Origin of the sequence: Micromonospora sp. NPDC049151, from assembly GCF_040648395.1 — a bacterium.
Classification (GTDB): Bacteria; Actinomycetota; Actinomycetes; order Mycobacteriales; family Micromonosporaceae; genus Micromonospora.
Genome location: NZ_JBEZDP010000023.1, coordinates 22,753 through 37,027, shown reverse-complemented (window position 1 = coordinate 37,027; position 14,275 = coordinate 22,753). Strand labels below are relative to the sequence as shown.

Below are 14,275 nucleotides of genomic sequence, written 5' to 3'. Positions count from 1 at the left end.
ATGGCGGAGCCGGAGGTCAAGACCGAGAGCGTCGGCACGGTCGTGGTGGCCGGCGCGGCGAACCTCGCCATCGCGGTCGCGAAGCTGGTAGCGGGCCTGATCTCCGGCTCCGCGGCGATGCTCTCCGAGGCCGCCCACTCGCTCGCCGACACCACCACCGAGGTGCTGCTCTACCTGGCGCTGCGGTCTTCCTGGAGGACAGCGCCGCGCTGATCGGCCTGCTGATCGCCGCCGGCGGGCTCACCCTGTCGCACCTGACCGGCGACGAGCTGTACGACGGCGTCGCCTCCATCCTCATCGGCGTGCTGCTGCTGGTGGTCGCCGCGATCCTGGCCCGCAGCAACATCTCGCTGCTGGTCGGCCGCTCGGTGTCCGACCGGCTGCACCGGCGCATCGAACGGGAACTGGCGGACGTCCCGACGGTGGACCGGGTCGACACGCTGATGACCATGTTCCTCGGCCTGGACGACATCCTCGTCGCCGCCAAGGTCGACTTCCGCGACGACGCCACCGGCGCCGACATCGAGGCCGCCGCGGACGAGGCCGAACGCCGGCTCACCGGGCACTTCCCGGAGATCGCGTACGTCTTCCTCGACCCCACCCGGTCCCGCTCGGCCGGCCGGCCCGCCCGCACCACCCAGGACGAGGCAGGCCGCCCGCTCGACGGCGACACCTGACCCGCCCCCGGCCCGCCCGCACCCCGGCCGATACCGTGCACCGCATGGTGCGATGGCGGTCCGGCACGGTCACTGCGGTACGGCGGCGGTGGACCGGTGCCGTCGAACTCGACGTCGAGCAGCCCGACGGCGCCCGGATGCGCGCCCTGGCCTACCCGGCCCTGGTCGGCGAGCCCGAACCCGGCGACCGGGTGCTGCTGAACGCCGGCGCACTGCTGATGGGCCTCGGCACCGGCGGCTACGCCCTGGTCGTCGCGCTGCCCGACCGGCTGCCCCCGGACCCGCCGCAGGCCGGCGACAGCCGCGACGACGGGCACCTGGTCAAGGCCCGCTACACGCCGCTGCAACCGATCCTGCTCGGCGTGGACGAGGAGGCCTCACCGCACCACGACACGCTGGCCGCCGCCGACACCGTCGACGGCATGCCGGTGGTCACCGCCGACCTGCACTCCGCGCTGCCGGCGATCCTCGCCGGGGTACGCGCCGACGCGCCCGGCGCGCGGGTGGCGTACGTGCTGACCGACGGCGGCGCGCTGCCCGCCTGGTTCTCGCGGACCCTGGCCGGCCTGTCCGGGCACCTCGCCGGCACGGTCAGCGTGGGCCAGGCGTTCGGCGGCGACCTGGAGGCCACCACCCTGCACAGCGGCCTGCTCGCCGCCCGGCACGTGCTCGGCGCGGACCTGACGATCGTCGCCCAGGGGCCCGGGAACCTCGGCACCGGCACCCGCTGGGGCTTCTCCGGCGTCGCCGTCGGCGAGGCGGTCAACGCCGTCGCCACGCTGGGCGGGCGCCCGGTCGGCTCGCTGCGCGTCTCCGACGCCGACGCCCGGTCCCGGCACCGTGGCGTCTCCCACCACAGCCTGACCGCGTACGGCCGGGTCGCGCTGGCCCGCGCCGAGCTGGTGGTGCCGGACGGCCTCGACCCCGCCCTGGCGGCGGAGGTCGCCGCGGCGCTGGCGCCGCTGGCCGGCCGGCACACGATCGTCACCGTGCCCGCCGACGGCCTCGACGCGGCGCTGCGGGCCAGCCCGGTCGGCCTGTCCACGATGGGCCGGGGCCTGGACGCCGACCACGCCTACTTCCTGGCCGCGGCCGCCGCCGGCCGCCACGCGGCCCGTCTGCTCGGCTGAGCCCCACCGCCCTCAGCTCGCCCGGTAGCCGTTCGCGACGAGATGGCCGGCGGCCCGCGCGTGCGGCGGCTTCGCCCCGTGCTGTCAACCCCGGCGCCGGGCAGGCCGCCGAAAACAGTCAGCACGTTGGAAGAAGCAGGGCCCGAACGGCCTCCACATACTGTCCGGGAACTCGACTCCGGCCACCCGTCAACGCCGCCCGTGCCAGGCAGCCGGGCGGGAAACGCGGCTGGCCGCCGTTAGGAGGCGACCCCATGGCCCTGCGACAGCTCCCGGACGCGACCCCCGACGCCGGGATCTCCACCCACCGCCCGCCGCATCCCCTCCGACTCGCCCTGATCAGCGCGGCAGCCGGCCTGCTGCTGGCCGTCCTGTGGTCCTTCGAGCTGGTCGACAAGGTCATCGGCGACAACGTCGCGAACACCGTGCTCGGCCACGACGCCAAGGAGACCGCCCTCACCGGCACCGCCGCCGGGCTGCTCTTCGCGTTCGTCTCCGGCTTCGCCGGCACCTTCACCGCCTGCAACATCGCGGTGGCGGCCTCGATCGGGCCGATGAGCCAGGTCTCGGACGCCGACCCCGCCGGCGGCACCCGGACCGCGCTGCGCGCCCTGCTGCGCCCGGTCGGCTGGCTCGCCCTCGGCATGGTCGTCGTCTCGGCCGGCTACGGAATCATCGGCGTGCTGCTCGGCGACCGGCTGCCCCAGCTGTCCACCGAGACGGTCGACGGCATTCCGGTACGCCTCATCCAGTCGTCGGTCGTCTTCGGCGTCATCGGACTCGCCCTCACCTACCTCGGGGTCGCCGCGCTCAAGCTCGTGCCGGACGTCTTCGCGCACCGGCCCATCGCCCGGGTGATCACCATCGGCGCGCTCGTCGGCGGGTTCCTCGTCGGCCGGCCCTACCCGCTGTTCAACAAGCTGTTCCACTGGGCCGTCGACTCCGGCAACCCGCTCTACGGGGCGCTGGCGTTCACGTTGCAGTCCCTCGGGAACATCCTGCTCGTCACGGCCATCTTCGTCATCGTCGTGGCGATCAGCCGGGGACGCTTCCTCTCCTGGATGGCCAACCCCCGCCGCGCCGCCGCCGTCACCGGAGCGCTGCTCGTCGCGCTCGGCGTCTTCACCGTCATCTACTGGGACATCCGGGTCCCGGCGATGTTCGGCTTCGGCTGGTTCCCCCGGATGCCGTACAACTGAGCCGCCCCCGAACTCAGCCGAGCAGCAGGATCAACGCCAGCCAGCCACCGACGATCAGCACCAGCGCCGCCGCCAGCACCCACGTCGGGACCGTGTAGTCGCCACGACGGTTGCGTTCGATCTCGGCGCGGATCTTCTCCCGGCGGCGGTCGATCCAGTTGAGCTTCTCGGCGCCGTCACGGTCCGAGGACGTCTCGCGGCCGGACCCGCCGGCGGATTCGGAAGTGTTCATCGCGACGCCAGCGTACCTGTGGACGGGCGGCCGGTGCCGGGCACCGGCCGCCCGTGACGATCACATGCTCGCGATCAGGCGCTCCACCCGCTCGTCGTACGCCCGGAACGGGTCCTTGCACAGCACCGTGCGCTGCGCCTGGTCGTTCAGCTTCAGGTGCACCCAGTCCACGGTGAAGTCCCGCCGCTTCTCCTGGGCGTGCCGGATGAACTCGCCGCGCAGCCGCGCCCGGGTGGTCTGCGGCGGCGTCTCCTTCGCCTCGAAGATCTCCGGATCGGTCGCCACCCGGTCCACCTCGCGACGGCGCTCCAGCAGCCCGTACAGGCCGCGGCCGCGTCGCAGGTCGTGGTAGGCCAGATCCATCTGTGCCACCCGCGGGTGCGACAGCGGCAGGTCGTGCTTGCGCTGGTAACGCTCGATCAGCTTCAGCTTGGTGACCCAGTCGATCTCCCGCGCCACCGGGTCCAGGTCGCCGGTCTCGACCGCGCGCAGCACCCGGCCCCACAGGTCGACCACCCGCTTCGCGGTCTGGTCGCCGCCCCGGCGCTCTACGAACTCCGTCGCCTTGGCCAGGTATTCCTGCTGGATCTCCAGCGCCGAGACCTCCTTGCCGGAGGCCAGCCGGACCTTGCGCCGGCCGGTGATGTCGTGCGACACCTCGCGGATCGCCCGGATCGGGTTCTCCAGCGTGAGGTCGCGCATCACCACGCCGGCCTCGATCATCCGCAGCACGATGTCGGCCGTGCCGACCTTCAGCAGTGTGGTGACCTCGTTCATGTTCGAGTCGCCGACGATGACGTGCAGCCGCCGGTAGCGCTCGGCGTCCGCGTGCGGCTCGTCCCGGGTGTTGATGATCGGCCGGCTGCGGGTGGTCGCCGAGGAGACACCCTCCCAGATGTGCTCGGCCCGCTGCGACAGGCAGTAGACCGCGCCGCGCGGCGTCTGCAGCACCTTGCCCGCGCCGCAGATCAACTGCCGGGTGACCAGGAACGGGATGAGCACGTCGGCCAGCCGGCCGAACTCGCCGTGCCGGGACACCAGGTAGTTCTCGTGGCAGCCGTACGAGTTGCCGGCCGAGTCGGTGTTGTTCTTGAACAGGTAGATCTCGCCCGCGATGCCCTCGTCGTGCAGCCGCTTCTCCGCGTCGACGAGCAGCCCTTCCAGGATCCGTTCACCGGCCCGGTCGTGCGCCACCAGGTCGGTCACCGAGTCGCACTCCGGGGTCGCGTACTCCGGGTGCGAGCCGACGTCGAGATAGAGGCGGGCGCCGTTGCGGAGGAACACGTTGCTCGACCGGCCCCACGACACCACCCGCCGGAACAGGTACCGCGCGACCTCGTCGGGGGACAGTCGGCGTTGCCCGCGATAGGTGCAGGTGACGCCGTACTCGGTTTCGAGGCCGAAGATTCGCCGCTCCATGATGAGACATTAGCCGCCCGGAGCCCTCGATGGGCACCGCCGACGTTCGCCGCTTGCGATCTGCCCCGCACGGATCGGCGCGGTGGCGCCCCTCGTACGCGAAAGACCCCGCCACCTCGGCGAGGTGGCGGGGTCCGCAAGCGGACGTCACTCGGCGGGCTTGTCCTCCGCGTTGCCCTCCAGATCGGCCGAACCCGCCGACGTGGTCGGCTTCTTCGCCTCCTCCGTCGGCGCGGCCGGCGTCTTCGCCCGGCCCGGCGCCGGCGCGGTGTCGGCCTCGGCGTCGCCCTCCAGCAGCGCGGTGAGTGCCGCACCGGTGATCCGCCGGAACGTACGGCCCACCCGGCGCCGGTCCAGGACCGCCACCTCCAGCTGGTTCGCGGCGATCGTGCGGGCCGCCCCGCCCTCGCCGCCGACGCTGCTCAGCGCCTTCATCGCGGCGCGGACCGCCTCCGACAGCGACATCTCCGGCCGGTGCTCGTTCTTCAGCACCCCGCTGATCGCCTCGGCCTGGCCGCCCATCGCCATCCGGCCCGGCTCGTCGTTCACCGAACCGTCGTAGGTCACCCGGTAGAGGGAGTCGTCCTCGGGCGTGGCGCCCACCTCGGCCACGCAGATCTCCACCTCGAACGGCTTGGACTGCTCGGTGAAGATCGCGCCCAGCGTCTGCGCGTACGCGTTCGCCAGCGCCAGGCCGGTCACGTCCCGGCGGTCGTAGCTGAGCCCGTTGAGGTCGGCCATCCGCACGCCCGCGCGGCGCAGGTTCTCGAACTCGTTGTACCGGCCGACCGCGGCGAAGCCGATCCGGTCGTAGATCTCGCTGACCTTGTGCAGCGTGCTGGACAAGTTCTCGGCGACGAAGAGCACCCCGCCCGCGTAGCTCAGGACCACCGCGCTGCGGCCCCGGGCGATGCCCTTACGGGCCAGCTCGGAGCGGTCGCGCATGATCTGCTCGGGCGAGGCGTAGAACTGCATGGCCACGGCGGCGGTTCTCCTTCTGCGGGACTGCTGACTCGGTGGACGGTGCGGAGCGGACTCAGCCGCCGGGGTTCTCCATCCGGCCGGACACCACGGCCTCCGCGATCGCCGCCGTCTCGGCGTCGGTGAGCCGGTGGGTGCCCTCGGCGGTAGCGGTCATCACCACCGGGTAGATCCGCCGGGTCAGGTCGGGACCGCCGGTGGCGGTGTCGTCGTCCGCCGCGTCGTACAGCGCCTCGACCGCCAGCCGCGTCGCGTCCTCGACCGACAGGCCGGTCCGGAACCGCTTCTTCAGCGCGGACTTGGCGAACAGCGAGCCGGAGCCGATGGCGTCGTAGCCGGTCTCCTCGTACGGGCCGCCGGTCACGTCGAAGCTGAAGATCCGCCCGGCCCGGGCCGGGTCGCTCGCGGCCAGGTCGAACCCGGCGAACAGCGGGATCACGGCGAGGCCCTGCATGGCCGCGCCCAGGTTGCCGCGGATCATCGAGGCGAGCCGGTTGGCCTTGCCGTCGAGCGAGAGCATCGCGCCCTCGATCTTCTCGTAGTGCTCCAGCTCCACCTGGAACAGTCGCATCAGCTCGATGCCGATGCCGGCGGTGCCCGCGATGCCCACAAGCGAGTACGCGTCGGCCGGGTGCACCTTCTCGATGTCGCGCTGGGCGATCAGGTTGCCCATCGTGGCCCGCCGGTCGCCGGCCATGACCACACCACCGGCGGCCGCGATGGCCACGATGGTGGTCGCGTGCGGCGCCATGTCGGCGGCCATGCCGGGCGGCAGCGGCCGACGGCCGGGCAGCATCTCGGGGGCCACCTTGCTCAGGAACGCTGTGAAGGAGGACGTCCCCGCGTTGGTGAACACATCTGGAAGACGCCCGGATGGATCAAAACCCGCTGCCACGTGGTTCCTCTCAGGTACGTGATCGCCCTGGCCAGGACGTCGGGGTTGTCCTTGAACTGACCAAGACCACCGTTGCAGTTGAAGCAGAGTATCCCGCGCACCCATCCGGTGCGATGATCGTGGTCCAGATGTTCCGGATCGGGGCGCCGGCAGACCGCGCAGACACCGCCCTGCTCGGCCAGGAGCTCCTGGTACTCCTTCTCCCCGGCCCCGTAACGGCGACGCAGGTGGTACCCGCGATTGCCGCCGTAGAGCCGCTGCTTGCTCCCGTTGCCGCGGGCCATGTGGCACGGCTTGCAGTAGCTGTGCCGGCCGCTGGCGTTGGTCGTCCGCGGGAAGTCGTCGACGGGCTTGATCTGTTCGCAGTCGGGGCACCACTTGAGGCCGTCCGCCACCGGCACGGCAGCCCTTCGCTGCGGGGCGATCCCCCGCTTGCGGCGACTCGCCTCCGAGCGGGCAGCGGCACACGTCGTGCAGTAGAACGCCAGCCCGTCCGGGCGACGGCGATTACGGTGAAACGCCGACGTCGGCCGCGTTCGGCGGCACTGGGGGCAAAGCTTGTCCGACGCCTCCGGCAAATCGGACATAAGCCTTATTGACCCCCCTTCTGCACATATCCCCTCACGAACTCCTCTGCGTTCTCCTCCAGGACGGAGTCGATCTCGTCGAGCAGGTCGTCGACGTCCTCGGTGATCTCGGCGTGCCGCTCGGCCACCTCGGGGTTGACCTCCGCGGTGACCTCCTCGACCTCCTCGCGGGACTTGCCGGACTGGGTCTGCCCACCCTCTTGCGTCGCCATGGTGGTGCCTCCTCCACGATCGCCTGCGATCAACTTACCTCGCGGGAGCGACGAAAGACCCGCCGCGTGCCCGTTTCCGGCACCCGGCGGGCCTTCCGGCATCATGGTCACCCGCCGGTGAGCGTCTCCAGCAGATCCTTGGCGCTCTCGCAGCGGTCGAACAGCTCCCCGACATGCGCGCGCGTGCCCCGCTCCGGCTCCATCATCGGCACCCGGACCAGCGACTCCCGGCCCACGTCGAAGATGACCGAGTCCCAGCTCGCGGCGACCACCTCGGAGGCGTACCGGTCCAGGCAGCGGCCCCGGAAGTAGGCCCGGGTGTCCTCCGGCGGCTCGGTCATCGCGGTGCGCGTCTGCTCGTCGGTGAGCAGCGTCTTCATCGAGCCGCGCTGCACCAGGCGGTGGTAGAGGCCCTTCTCCGGCCGCACGTCGGAGTACTGGAGGTCGACCAGTTGCAGCTTGTGCGAGCCCCAGGCGAGCTTCTCCCGCTCCCGGTAGCCCTCCAGCAGCCGCAGCTTGGCCACCCAGTCCAGTTCGTCGGCGCACTCGAAGGCGTCCCGGCCGAGCCGGTCCAGCACGCTCTCCCAGCGGCGCAGCACGTCGGCGGTCTGCGCGTCGACGTCCTTGCCGTAGCGGTCGTCCACAAAGGAGGTCACCCGGTCCAGGTACGCCCACTGCACGTCAAGCGCGGTGAGCTTGCGGCCGTCGCGCATCCGCATCAGGTGCTTGAGCGACGGGTCGTGGCTGACCGCCCGCAGCTCGGCCACCGGGTCGGCGATGCCCAGGTCCGCGCCGAGCGCCTTCTCCTCGATCATGGCGAGGATCAGCGAGGTGGTGCCGACCTTGAGGAACGTGGAGATCTCGGAGAGGTTGGCGTCGCCGATGATGACGTGCAGCCGGCGGTACTTGTCGGCGTCGGCGTGCGGCTCGTCCCGGGTGTTGATGATGGGCCGCTTGAGCGTCGTCTCCAGGCCCACCTCGACCTCGAAGAAGTCGGCCCGCTGGGAGATCTGGAAACCGCTCTGGCCGCCGTCCTGGCCGATGCCGACCCGCCCGGCGCCGCAGACGATCTGCCGGGTGACGAAGAACGGCGTCAGGTACGCCACGATGTCGGCGAACGGCGTCTGCCGACGCATCAGGTAGTTCTCGTGGGCGCCGTAGCTGGCGCCCTTGTTGTCGGTGTTGTTCTTGTAGAGGTGGATCGGCTGGGTGCCCGGTATGGTCGCGGCCCGCCGGGCCGCCTCGGCCATCACCCGCTCCCCCGCCTTGTCCCACCGCACCACGTCCAGCGGGTTCGTCACCTCGGGTGTGGAGTACTCCGGGTGGGCGTGGTCGACGTAGAGCCGGGCGCCGTTCGTGAGTATGACGTTGGCGAGCCCGAGGTCCTCGTCGGCGAGCGCCTCGGCCGGGTCGTACGCGGCGCCGGAGTAGGTGAATCCGCGGGCGTCGCGCAGTGGCGACTCCTCCTCGTAGTCCCAACGGGCCCGGCCGCCCCGATTGAGTTCCGGCCGTGCCCCGTAGGCGTTCACCACCTGCGAGGAGGTGACCATCGGGTTGGCTCCGGCCTGACCGGGCACGGAGATGCCGTACTCGACCTCGGTGCCCATGATCCTTCTGACGCTCATCGACCTACCCGCTCCGCTCGCCGTCGGGGTCCCCGTCATGTCGAGCGTAGTCGGCGTGACGCGCCGAGGGGGCGTCGCGGCAGCGCCGGTCCGTTGTGGCGGCTCACCCGGACACGCGCGGAGGCCCGCGGCGCGTACGCCGCGGGCCTCCGTCGAAGGGCCGGACTACAGGTATTGGCCGGTGTTGCTGGCGGTCTCGATGGACCGTCCGGCCTCGGTGCCCTTGCCGCCGGAGACGAGCGTGCGGATGTAGACGATCCGCTCGCCCTTCTTGCCGGAGATGCGGGCCCAGTCGTCGGGGTTCGTGGTGTTGGGCAGGTCCTCGTTCTCGCGGAACTCGTCGACGCAGGCGTCGAGCAGGTGCTGCAGGCGCAGTCCCTTGCGTCCGGAGGTGAGGAACTCCTTGATGGCCATCTTCTTGCCCCGGTCGACGATGTTCTGGATCATCGCGCCGGAGTTGAAGTCCTTGAAGTAGAGGACTTCCTTGTCCCCGTTGGCGTAGGTGACCTCGAGGAAGCGGTTCTCCTCGGTCTCGGAGTACATCCGCAGGACCACCGCGTCGATCATCGCCGCGACGGTGGCCTGGGCGTCGCCGCCGTGTTCGGCCAGGTCGTCGGCGTGCAGCGGCAGGCCGGCGAGGATGTACTTGGAGAAGATGTCCTTCGCCGCCTCGGCGTCCGGCCGCTCGATCTTGATCTTCACGTCGAGCCGGCCGGGACGCAGGATCGCCGGGTCGATCATGTCTTCCCGGTTGGAGGCGCCGATGACGATGACGTTCTCCAGGCCCTCGACGCCGTCGATCTCGCTGAGCAGCTGCGGGACGATGGTGTTCTCCACGTCGGAGGAGACGCCGGAGCCGCGGGTGCGGAACACGGAGTCCATCTCGTCGAAGAACACGATCACCGGAGTGCCCTCGCCGGCCTTCTCCCGCGCCCGCTGGAAGATCAGCCGGATGTGCCGCTCTGTCTCACCGACGTACTTGTTGAGCAGCTCGGGACCCTTGATGTTGAGGAAGAAGCTGGTGTGCCGGTCCTTGCCCTCCCGCTCGGCGATCTTCTTGGCCAGCGAGTTGGCCACCGCCTTGGCGATCAGCGTCTTGCCGCAGCCTGGCGGGCCGTAGAGCAGGATGCCCTTCGGCGGCCGGAGCTGGTGCTCGCGGAACAGGTCCGAGTGCAGGAAGGGCAGCTCCACCGCGTCGCGGATCTGCTCGATCTGCGCCTGGAGGCCACCGATGTCCTCGTAGTTGACGTCGGGCACCTCCTCCAGGACCAGTTCCTCGACCTCGCTCTTCGGGATCCGCTCGTACGCGTACGCCGAGCGGGGCTCGATCATGAGCGAGTCGCCGGCCCGGATCGCGCTGCCGATCAGCGTCTCGGCGAGGTGCACGATCCGCTCCTCGTCGGAGTGCGAGACCACGAGCGCCCGGTCACCCGGCGCGCCCTCGGGACCCGCCAGGATCTCCTTGAGCATCACCACCTCGCCGACCCGCTCGTAGCCGAACGCGTCGACGATGTTGAGCGCGTCGTTGAGCAGGACCTCCTGGCCGCGGCTCAGCTCGTCGACCTCCAGCGAGGGCGAGACGGCCACCCGGAGCTTGCGCCCGCCGGTGAACACGTCCACCGTGCCGTCGTCGTGCTTGGCCAGGAAGACGCCGTAGCCACTCGGCGGCTGGGCCAGACGGTCGATCTCCTCCTTGAGCGTCACGATCTGCGCGCGAGCCTCCTTGAGGGTGCTCACGAGCCGTTCGTTGTTCTCGGTCAGCCGCGCCAACTGTGCCTGGGTGGCCGCCAGCCGCTCTTCGAGCTGCCGGACGTGTCGGGGGCTTTCGGTCAACTTGCGCCGCACCAGAGCGAGTTCCTCTTGCAGGAACGCGACCTGCGTGGAGAGATCGTGGGCTTCCTTTTCCCACCGTGCGGCGCGCGAGTCCGCGTCGTCGCTGCGTGCCACGTCCCACCTCCCCGGGGGGCTTGAACGTTCTGAGCTAACACTAGCCGCTATGAGCCCGATTCGGTCCACAGCAACGCGCTCGTCACCGAAGCTTGATCGCGAAGGGCTGGTCGCGGGGCGGGTACGGGCGTTCGGGTACCGTCGGAGTGTGGGACGGGAGAACATGGGGGGTGCTTCGTGACCGACGTCGCGACCGACCAGTTGCAGGTCTGGGTTGATCAGGACCTCTGCACCGGCGACGGGCTCTGCGTGCAGTACGCGCCGGAGGTCTTCGAGTTCGACGTCGACGGCCTGGCGTACGTCAAGGGGCCCGACGGCGAGCTGCGGCAGGCCCCGGGCGCCCGGGTGGACGTGCCGGAGCACCTGCGCCTCGAGGTGATCGACTCGGCGAAGGAGTGCCCGGGCGAGTGCATCCACGTCGTGCGTGGCAGCGACGGCGTCGAGGTGGCCGGCCCGGAGGCCGAGGACTGAGACTGAGACGGAGACGGACGCGACGGGCCGGGGACGTGGTCCCCGGCCCGTCGTGTGTCCGCCTGTCGTGTGTCCGCCTTCAGAGCAACGGCCGGCCGACGACCGAGGCGACCAGCCGGGCGAACTCCTCCAGCCGGGCGATCTGCCCCGCGCCGCCGTCGTCGAGGGTCTTGCCGAAACGCAGCGCGTCGTGCCGGGGCGCGCCCACCACCTCGTCGCTGGGCGGCGCCTCGTCCAGCGAGCTGAGCAGCAGGTACACGTCGATGCTGTCGACCCGTACGGTGCCGTTGTCGGCGCGCATGAGCCGCCGCCGGCAGCCGACCTCGGTGACGGTGGACAGCGGTACCACCCGCAGCGACGAGGTCATCGCGCCGGGCGGCCCCTCCCCCGGCGGGACGTCCTCGCCGTGCCAGAGCACCAGCCGGCTGCCGTCGCAGACGACGACCTCCTGCCACACCCCGTTGACCTCGTTGACGAAGCGCTCCAGCGTGAAGCCGAGCACCGACGCGCCGCGCAGCACGCCGTCGAGCGCCTCCAGCGCGATGTCCGGGTCGCGCAGGTACGCCCGCGCGGCCGATTCCAGGTCCTTGTAGGGGGACCAGTCCGGGAAGACGGCGGGCAGGTCACCGTTGCCGTAGCCGGGATCGCTCACGCCGCCTCCCGCCCGGCCGCGCCGTCGTACTGCCACCGGTCCCGGTCACCGGCACGGGCGCGCCGCCCGACGCGCGCCCCGATCCGCTCGCTCATGCCACCGTCTCCACCCGCTTCGGTGTCGTCCCCACCGGCACACATGATCCGCCCGTGCGCGCGCGCCCGCGCGGCGGGGGTCAGGACTGCTCCGGCTCCTGCGCCGCGCGGGCCGCCGCCGCGGCGCGCAGGGCGTCGCGGCGCTGCGCGTACGCCTCGGCGCCCTTGCTGGGCTTGCGCCGGCGCGGCGGCGCGGTGACGCCGGGGGCGAGCTTGCGCGCGGAGACCAGGAACGCGGTGTGGGCGATCATCCGGTGGTCCGGGCGGACCGCCAGGCCCTCGGCGTGCCAGTCCCGCACGAGTGACTCCCAGGCGCGCGGCTCGGTCCAGCCGCCGCGCTCGCGCAGCGCCTCGACCAGCTCGGACAGCTGCGGCGTGGTGGCCACGTAGCCGATCAGCACGCCGCCGGGCACGAGCGCCCGCTCGACCATGTCGAGCATCTCCCACGGGGTGAGCATGTCCAGGATGATCCGGTCGAAGCCGGTCTCGGCGCAGTCGGCGACGTCGCCGACGTGCAGGTTCCAGGCCGGGTGCGGGCCGTTGAAGAACGCCTCGACGTTGCGCCGGGCGATCTGGGCGAAGTCGTCGCGCACCTCGAACGAGTGCAGCTCGCCCTCGGTGCCGACGGCCCGCAGCAGCGAGCAGGACAGCGCGCCGGACCCGGCGCCGGCCTCCAGCACCTTGGCGCCGGGGAAGATGTCGCCCATGGCGACGATCTGCGCCGAGTCCTTCGGGTAGATCACCTGGGCCCCGCGCGGCATGGACAGCACGTAGTCCGACAGCAGCGGCCGCAGGGCCAGGAACGCGGTGCCGCCGCCGGCGGTGGTGACCACGCTGCCGTCGGGCAGGCCGATCAGGGTGTCGTGCTTGAGGATCCCGCGGTGGGTGTGGAACTCCTTGCCGGGCTCCAGCGTCACGGTGTGCATCCGGCCCTTCGGGTCGGTCAGCTGGACCCGGTCGCCCGGCCGGAACGGCCCTCGGTGGACCGGGGGCAGCGCCGGGACGGTGGAGATCTCTGCGGTCACGTGTTCGTCTTCCGTTCGGGTTCCAGGAGCTGGGCGAGATCCGCGATGTGCAGCACGCCGACCACATCTTCGCCTGCCGTCACGACGTACTGCGCGCCCGGGTGGGTGCGCACGGTCTCCAGCACCCGCTCGCCGTCGGTCCCGAGCGGCAGGACCGGCACGGCGGACAGGTCGCGGGCCACCTCGTCCACCGCGACCCACGGCCTGCGTTCGGGGGGTACGCGGGCGACGCGCGCCGGGTCGACCAGGGCGACGGTGCGGCCGGCCGAGTCGACCACGCCGAGCGCCGCGTCGGGGCTGCCCGCCTCGTCGCGGCGGCGCTGCGCCTCGGCCAGCGGCGTGCCGGCGGGCACCGGGAGCACCGGGCGGGCGAGCCGGGCCAGGTCGACCAGGTGCAGCCGGCGGCCGATGCGGGCCAGCCGGATCGACTGGCCGGCGCCGCGCCACAGCGTCAGCGCGACGAGCAGCAGCAGCGGCAGCGCCAGCGGGGCGAGCGCCCGGCGCATGGTGAGCACCACGACCAGCGCGAGTGTGCCCAGCGCGACGGCCCGGCCCACCCAGCCGGCCACCTCGGTGCCGCGGTGCCGGTCGCGGGTGAGCGCCCACACCGCGGCGCGCAGCGCCCGGCCGCCGTCCAGCGGCAGCCCGGGCAGGCTGTTGAAGATCGCCACCACCACGTTGCTGACCGCGAGCTGGAAGGCGAGCTGGTGGCCGAGCGTGCCGGCGGGCAGGGCGAGGGTGGCGGCGACCGCGCCCGCGCCGAGCACCGCGGAGACGGCCGGCCCGGCCAGGGAGATCAGCAGCTCGACCCGGGGGCTGGGGGCGTCGCGGTCCATCTCGGTGTAGCCGCCGAGCAGTTCCAGCGTGATCCCCCGCACACCGATGCCGTACCGGCGTGCGGTCAGCGCGTGCCCCAGCTCGTGCAGCAGCACGGAGCCGAGCAGCGAGATCACGAAGCCGAGACCGACCAGGTAGCCGCCGAGCGGGCCGAGGTCGAGCTGTCGGCGGGCCAGCGCGGCGTACAGCACCGTGACCACGACGGTGAGAAGCAGCATCGAGGCGTCGACGCGCAACGGCACCCCGAGCACCCGGCCGAGGCTGAGCCCCGGCCGGCGGGGTCCTCGGCTC

16 protein-coding genes and 1 pseudogene are annotated in these 14,275 nt (G+C 71.8%); 6 read left to right on the top strand and 11 right to left on the bottom strand.

Features of this window, described 5'->3' with window-relative positions:
* The 5 genes and pseudogenes from AB0B20_RS23490 (at position 1) to AB0B20_RS23470 (ending at position 3,006) form a co-directional block, all read left to right on the top strand.
* Complete coding sequence (locus AB0B20_RS23490; protein WP_357473418.1) at positions 1–213, top strand: cation transporter; 213 nt, start codon at positions 1–3, stop codon at positions 211–213.
* Positions 192–299: pseudogene (locus AB0B20_RS23485) on the top strand (cation transporter); the annotation flags it as partial. The gene AB0B20_RS23490 and the pseudogene AB0B20_RS23485, both read left to right, overlap by 22 nt.
* A 3-nt stretch (positions 300–302) precedes the next feature.
* Positions 303–677, top strand: a complete 375-nt coding sequence (locus AB0B20_RS23480) for a hypothetical protein (RefSeq protein ID WP_357473415.1) — start codon at positions 303–305, stop codon at positions 675–677.
* 44 nt (positions 678–721) lie between these two features.
* Positions 722–1,807, top strand: a complete 1,086-nt coding sequence (locus tag AB0B20_RS23475; RefSeq protein WP_357473411.1) for a DUF3866 family protein — start codon at positions 722–724, stop codon at positions 1,805–1,807.
* Between the two features lie 254 nt (positions 1,808–2,061).
* On the top strand, positions 2,062–3,006 hold the full coding sequence (locus AB0B20_RS23470) for a hypothetical protein (protein ID WP_357384355.1): 945 nt from the start codon (positions 2,062–2,064) through the stop codon (positions 3,004–3,006).
* Between the two features lie 13 nt (positions 3,007–3,019).
* Here AB0B20_RS23470 and AB0B20_RS23465 read toward each other — a convergent pair whose 3' ends face one another.
* The 8 genes from AB0B20_RS23465 to arc form a co-directional block, all read right to left on the bottom strand.
* Positions 3,020–3,238 carry a hypothetical protein gene (locus AB0B20_RS23465; protein WP_357384353.1) on the bottom strand — a complete coding sequence of 73 codons (219 nt, stop codon included), beginning with the start codon at positions 3,236–3,238 and terminating at the stop codon, positions 3,020–3,022.
* A gap of 60 nt (positions 3,239–3,298) precedes the next feature.
* Positions 3,299–4,657: a Pup--protein ligase gene (gene pafA, locus AB0B20_RS23460; protein ID WP_013286109.1), complete on the bottom strand. Its 1,359-nt coding sequence runs from the start codon at positions 4,655–4,657 to the stop codon at positions 3,299–3,301.
* Positions 4,658–4,804: 147 nt separating this feature from the next.
* Positions 4,805–5,638 (bottom strand): proteasome subunit alpha, encoded by an 834-nt coding sequence (prcA, locus tag AB0B20_RS23455; protein ID WP_357384351.1) that lies wholly within the window; start codon positions 5,636–5,638, stop codon positions 4,805–4,807.
* 55 nt (positions 5,639–5,693) lie between these two features.
* Positions 5,694–6,533 carry a proteasome subunit beta gene (prcB, locus tag AB0B20_RS23450; RefSeq protein ID WP_357384349.1) on the bottom strand — a complete coding sequence of 280 codons (840 nt, stop codon included), beginning with the start codon at positions 6,531–6,533 and terminating at the stop codon, positions 5,694–5,696.
* On the bottom strand, positions 6,452–6,934 hold the full coding sequence (locus AB0B20_RS23445) for an endonuclease VII domain-containing protein (RefSeq protein WP_357384347.1): 483 nt from the start codon (positions 6,932–6,934) through the stop codon (positions 6,452–6,454). Before AB0B20_RS23445 ends, prcB begins: the two co-directional genes overlap by 82 nt.
* Before the next feature lie 191 nt (positions 6,935–7,125).
* Positions 7,126–7,332: a ubiquitin-like protein Pup gene (locus tag AB0B20_RS23440; RefSeq protein ID WP_357384345.1), complete on the bottom strand. Its 207-nt coding sequence runs from the start codon at positions 7,330–7,332 to the stop codon at positions 7,126–7,128.
* A 107-nt stretch (positions 7,333–7,439) separates the two neighbouring features.
* On the bottom strand, positions 7,440–8,957 hold the full coding sequence (gene dop / locus AB0B20_RS23435; protein WP_357384343.1) for a depupylase/deamidase Dop: 1,518 nt from the start codon (positions 8,955–8,957) through the stop codon (positions 7,440–7,442).
* Positions 8,958–9,122: 165 nt separating this feature from the next.
* The gene (gene arc / locus AB0B20_RS23430) at positions 9,123–10,904 is read right to left on the bottom strand and encodes a proteasome ATPase (protein ID WP_357473407.1); all 1,782 of its coding nucleotides are present in this window, start codon (positions 10,902–10,904) and stop codon (positions 9,123–9,125) included.
* 177 nt (positions 10,905–11,081) lie between these two features.
* On the opposite strand from arc, the gene AB0B20_RS23425 reads away from it, so the two are divergent.
* Positions 11,082–11,375, top strand: a complete 294-nt coding sequence (locus tag AB0B20_RS23425) for a ferredoxin (RefSeq protein ID WP_013286103.1) — start codon at positions 11,082–11,084, stop codon at positions 11,373–11,375.
* Positions 11,376–11,454: 79 nt separating this feature from the next.
* Here the strand turns inward: AB0B20_RS23425 and AB0B20_RS23420 are convergent, their stop codons facing one another.
* The 3 genes from AB0B20_RS23420 to AB0B20_RS23410 all read right to left on the bottom strand — a co-directional run bounded on the left by AB0B20_RS23420 (position 11,455) and on the right by AB0B20_RS23410 (position 14,202).
* Complete coding sequence (locus AB0B20_RS23420) at positions 11,455–12,027, bottom strand: hypothetical protein (RefSeq protein ID WP_357384339.1); 573 nt, start codon at positions 12,025–12,027, stop codon at positions 11,455–11,457.
* Positions 12,028–12,202: 175 nt separating this feature from the next.
* Positions 12,203–13,147: a tRNA (adenine-N1)-methyltransferase gene (locus tag AB0B20_RS23415; RefSeq protein ID WP_357473404.1), complete on the bottom strand. Its 945-nt coding sequence runs from the start codon at positions 13,145–13,147 to the stop codon at positions 12,203–12,205.
* Positions 13,144–14,202, bottom strand: coding sequence for a M50 family metallopeptidase (locus tag AB0B20_RS23410; RefSeq protein WP_357473527.1), 1,059 nt, complete (start codon positions 14,200–14,202; stop codon positions 13,144–13,146). Before AB0B20_RS23410 ends, AB0B20_RS23415 begins: the two co-directional genes overlap by 4 nt.
* Positions 14,203–14,275: the final 73 nt, after the last annotated feature.

Bases quoted from the DNA above. Each gene is read 5' to 3' on its own strand.
- AB0B20_RS23490 (WP_357473418.1), top strand. From the start codon at position 1: ATGGCGGAGCCGGAGGTCAAGACCGAGAGCGTCGGCACGGTCGTGGTG.
- AB0B20_RS23475 (WP_357473411.1), top strand. From the start codon at position 722: ATGGTGCGATGGCGGTCCGGCACGGTCACTGCGGTACGGCGGCGGTGG.
- AB0B20_RS23470 (WP_357384355.1), top strand. From the start codon at position 2,062: ATGGCCCTGCGACAGCTCCCGGACGCGACCCCCGACGCCGGGATCTCC.
- AB0B20_RS23465 (WP_357384353.1), bottom strand. From the start codon at position 3,238: ATGAACACTTCCGAATCCGCCGGCGGGTCCGGCCGCGAGACGTCCTCG.
- pafA (WP_013286109.1), bottom strand. From the start codon at position 4,657: ATGGAGCGGCGAATCTTCGGCCTCGAAACCGAGTACGGCGTCACCTGC.
- AB0B20_RS23440 (WP_357384345.1), bottom strand. From the start codon at position 7,332: ATGGCGACGCAAGAGGGTGGGCAGACCCAGTCCGGCAAGTCCCGCGAG.
- dop (WP_357384343.1), bottom strand. From the start codon at position 8,957: ATGAGCGTCAGAAGGATCATGGGCACCGAGGTCGAGTACGGCATCTCC.
- AB0B20_RS23410 (WP_357473527.1), bottom strand. From the start codon at position 14,202: ATGCTGCTTCTCACCGTCGTGGTCACGGTGCTGTACGCCGCGCTGGCC.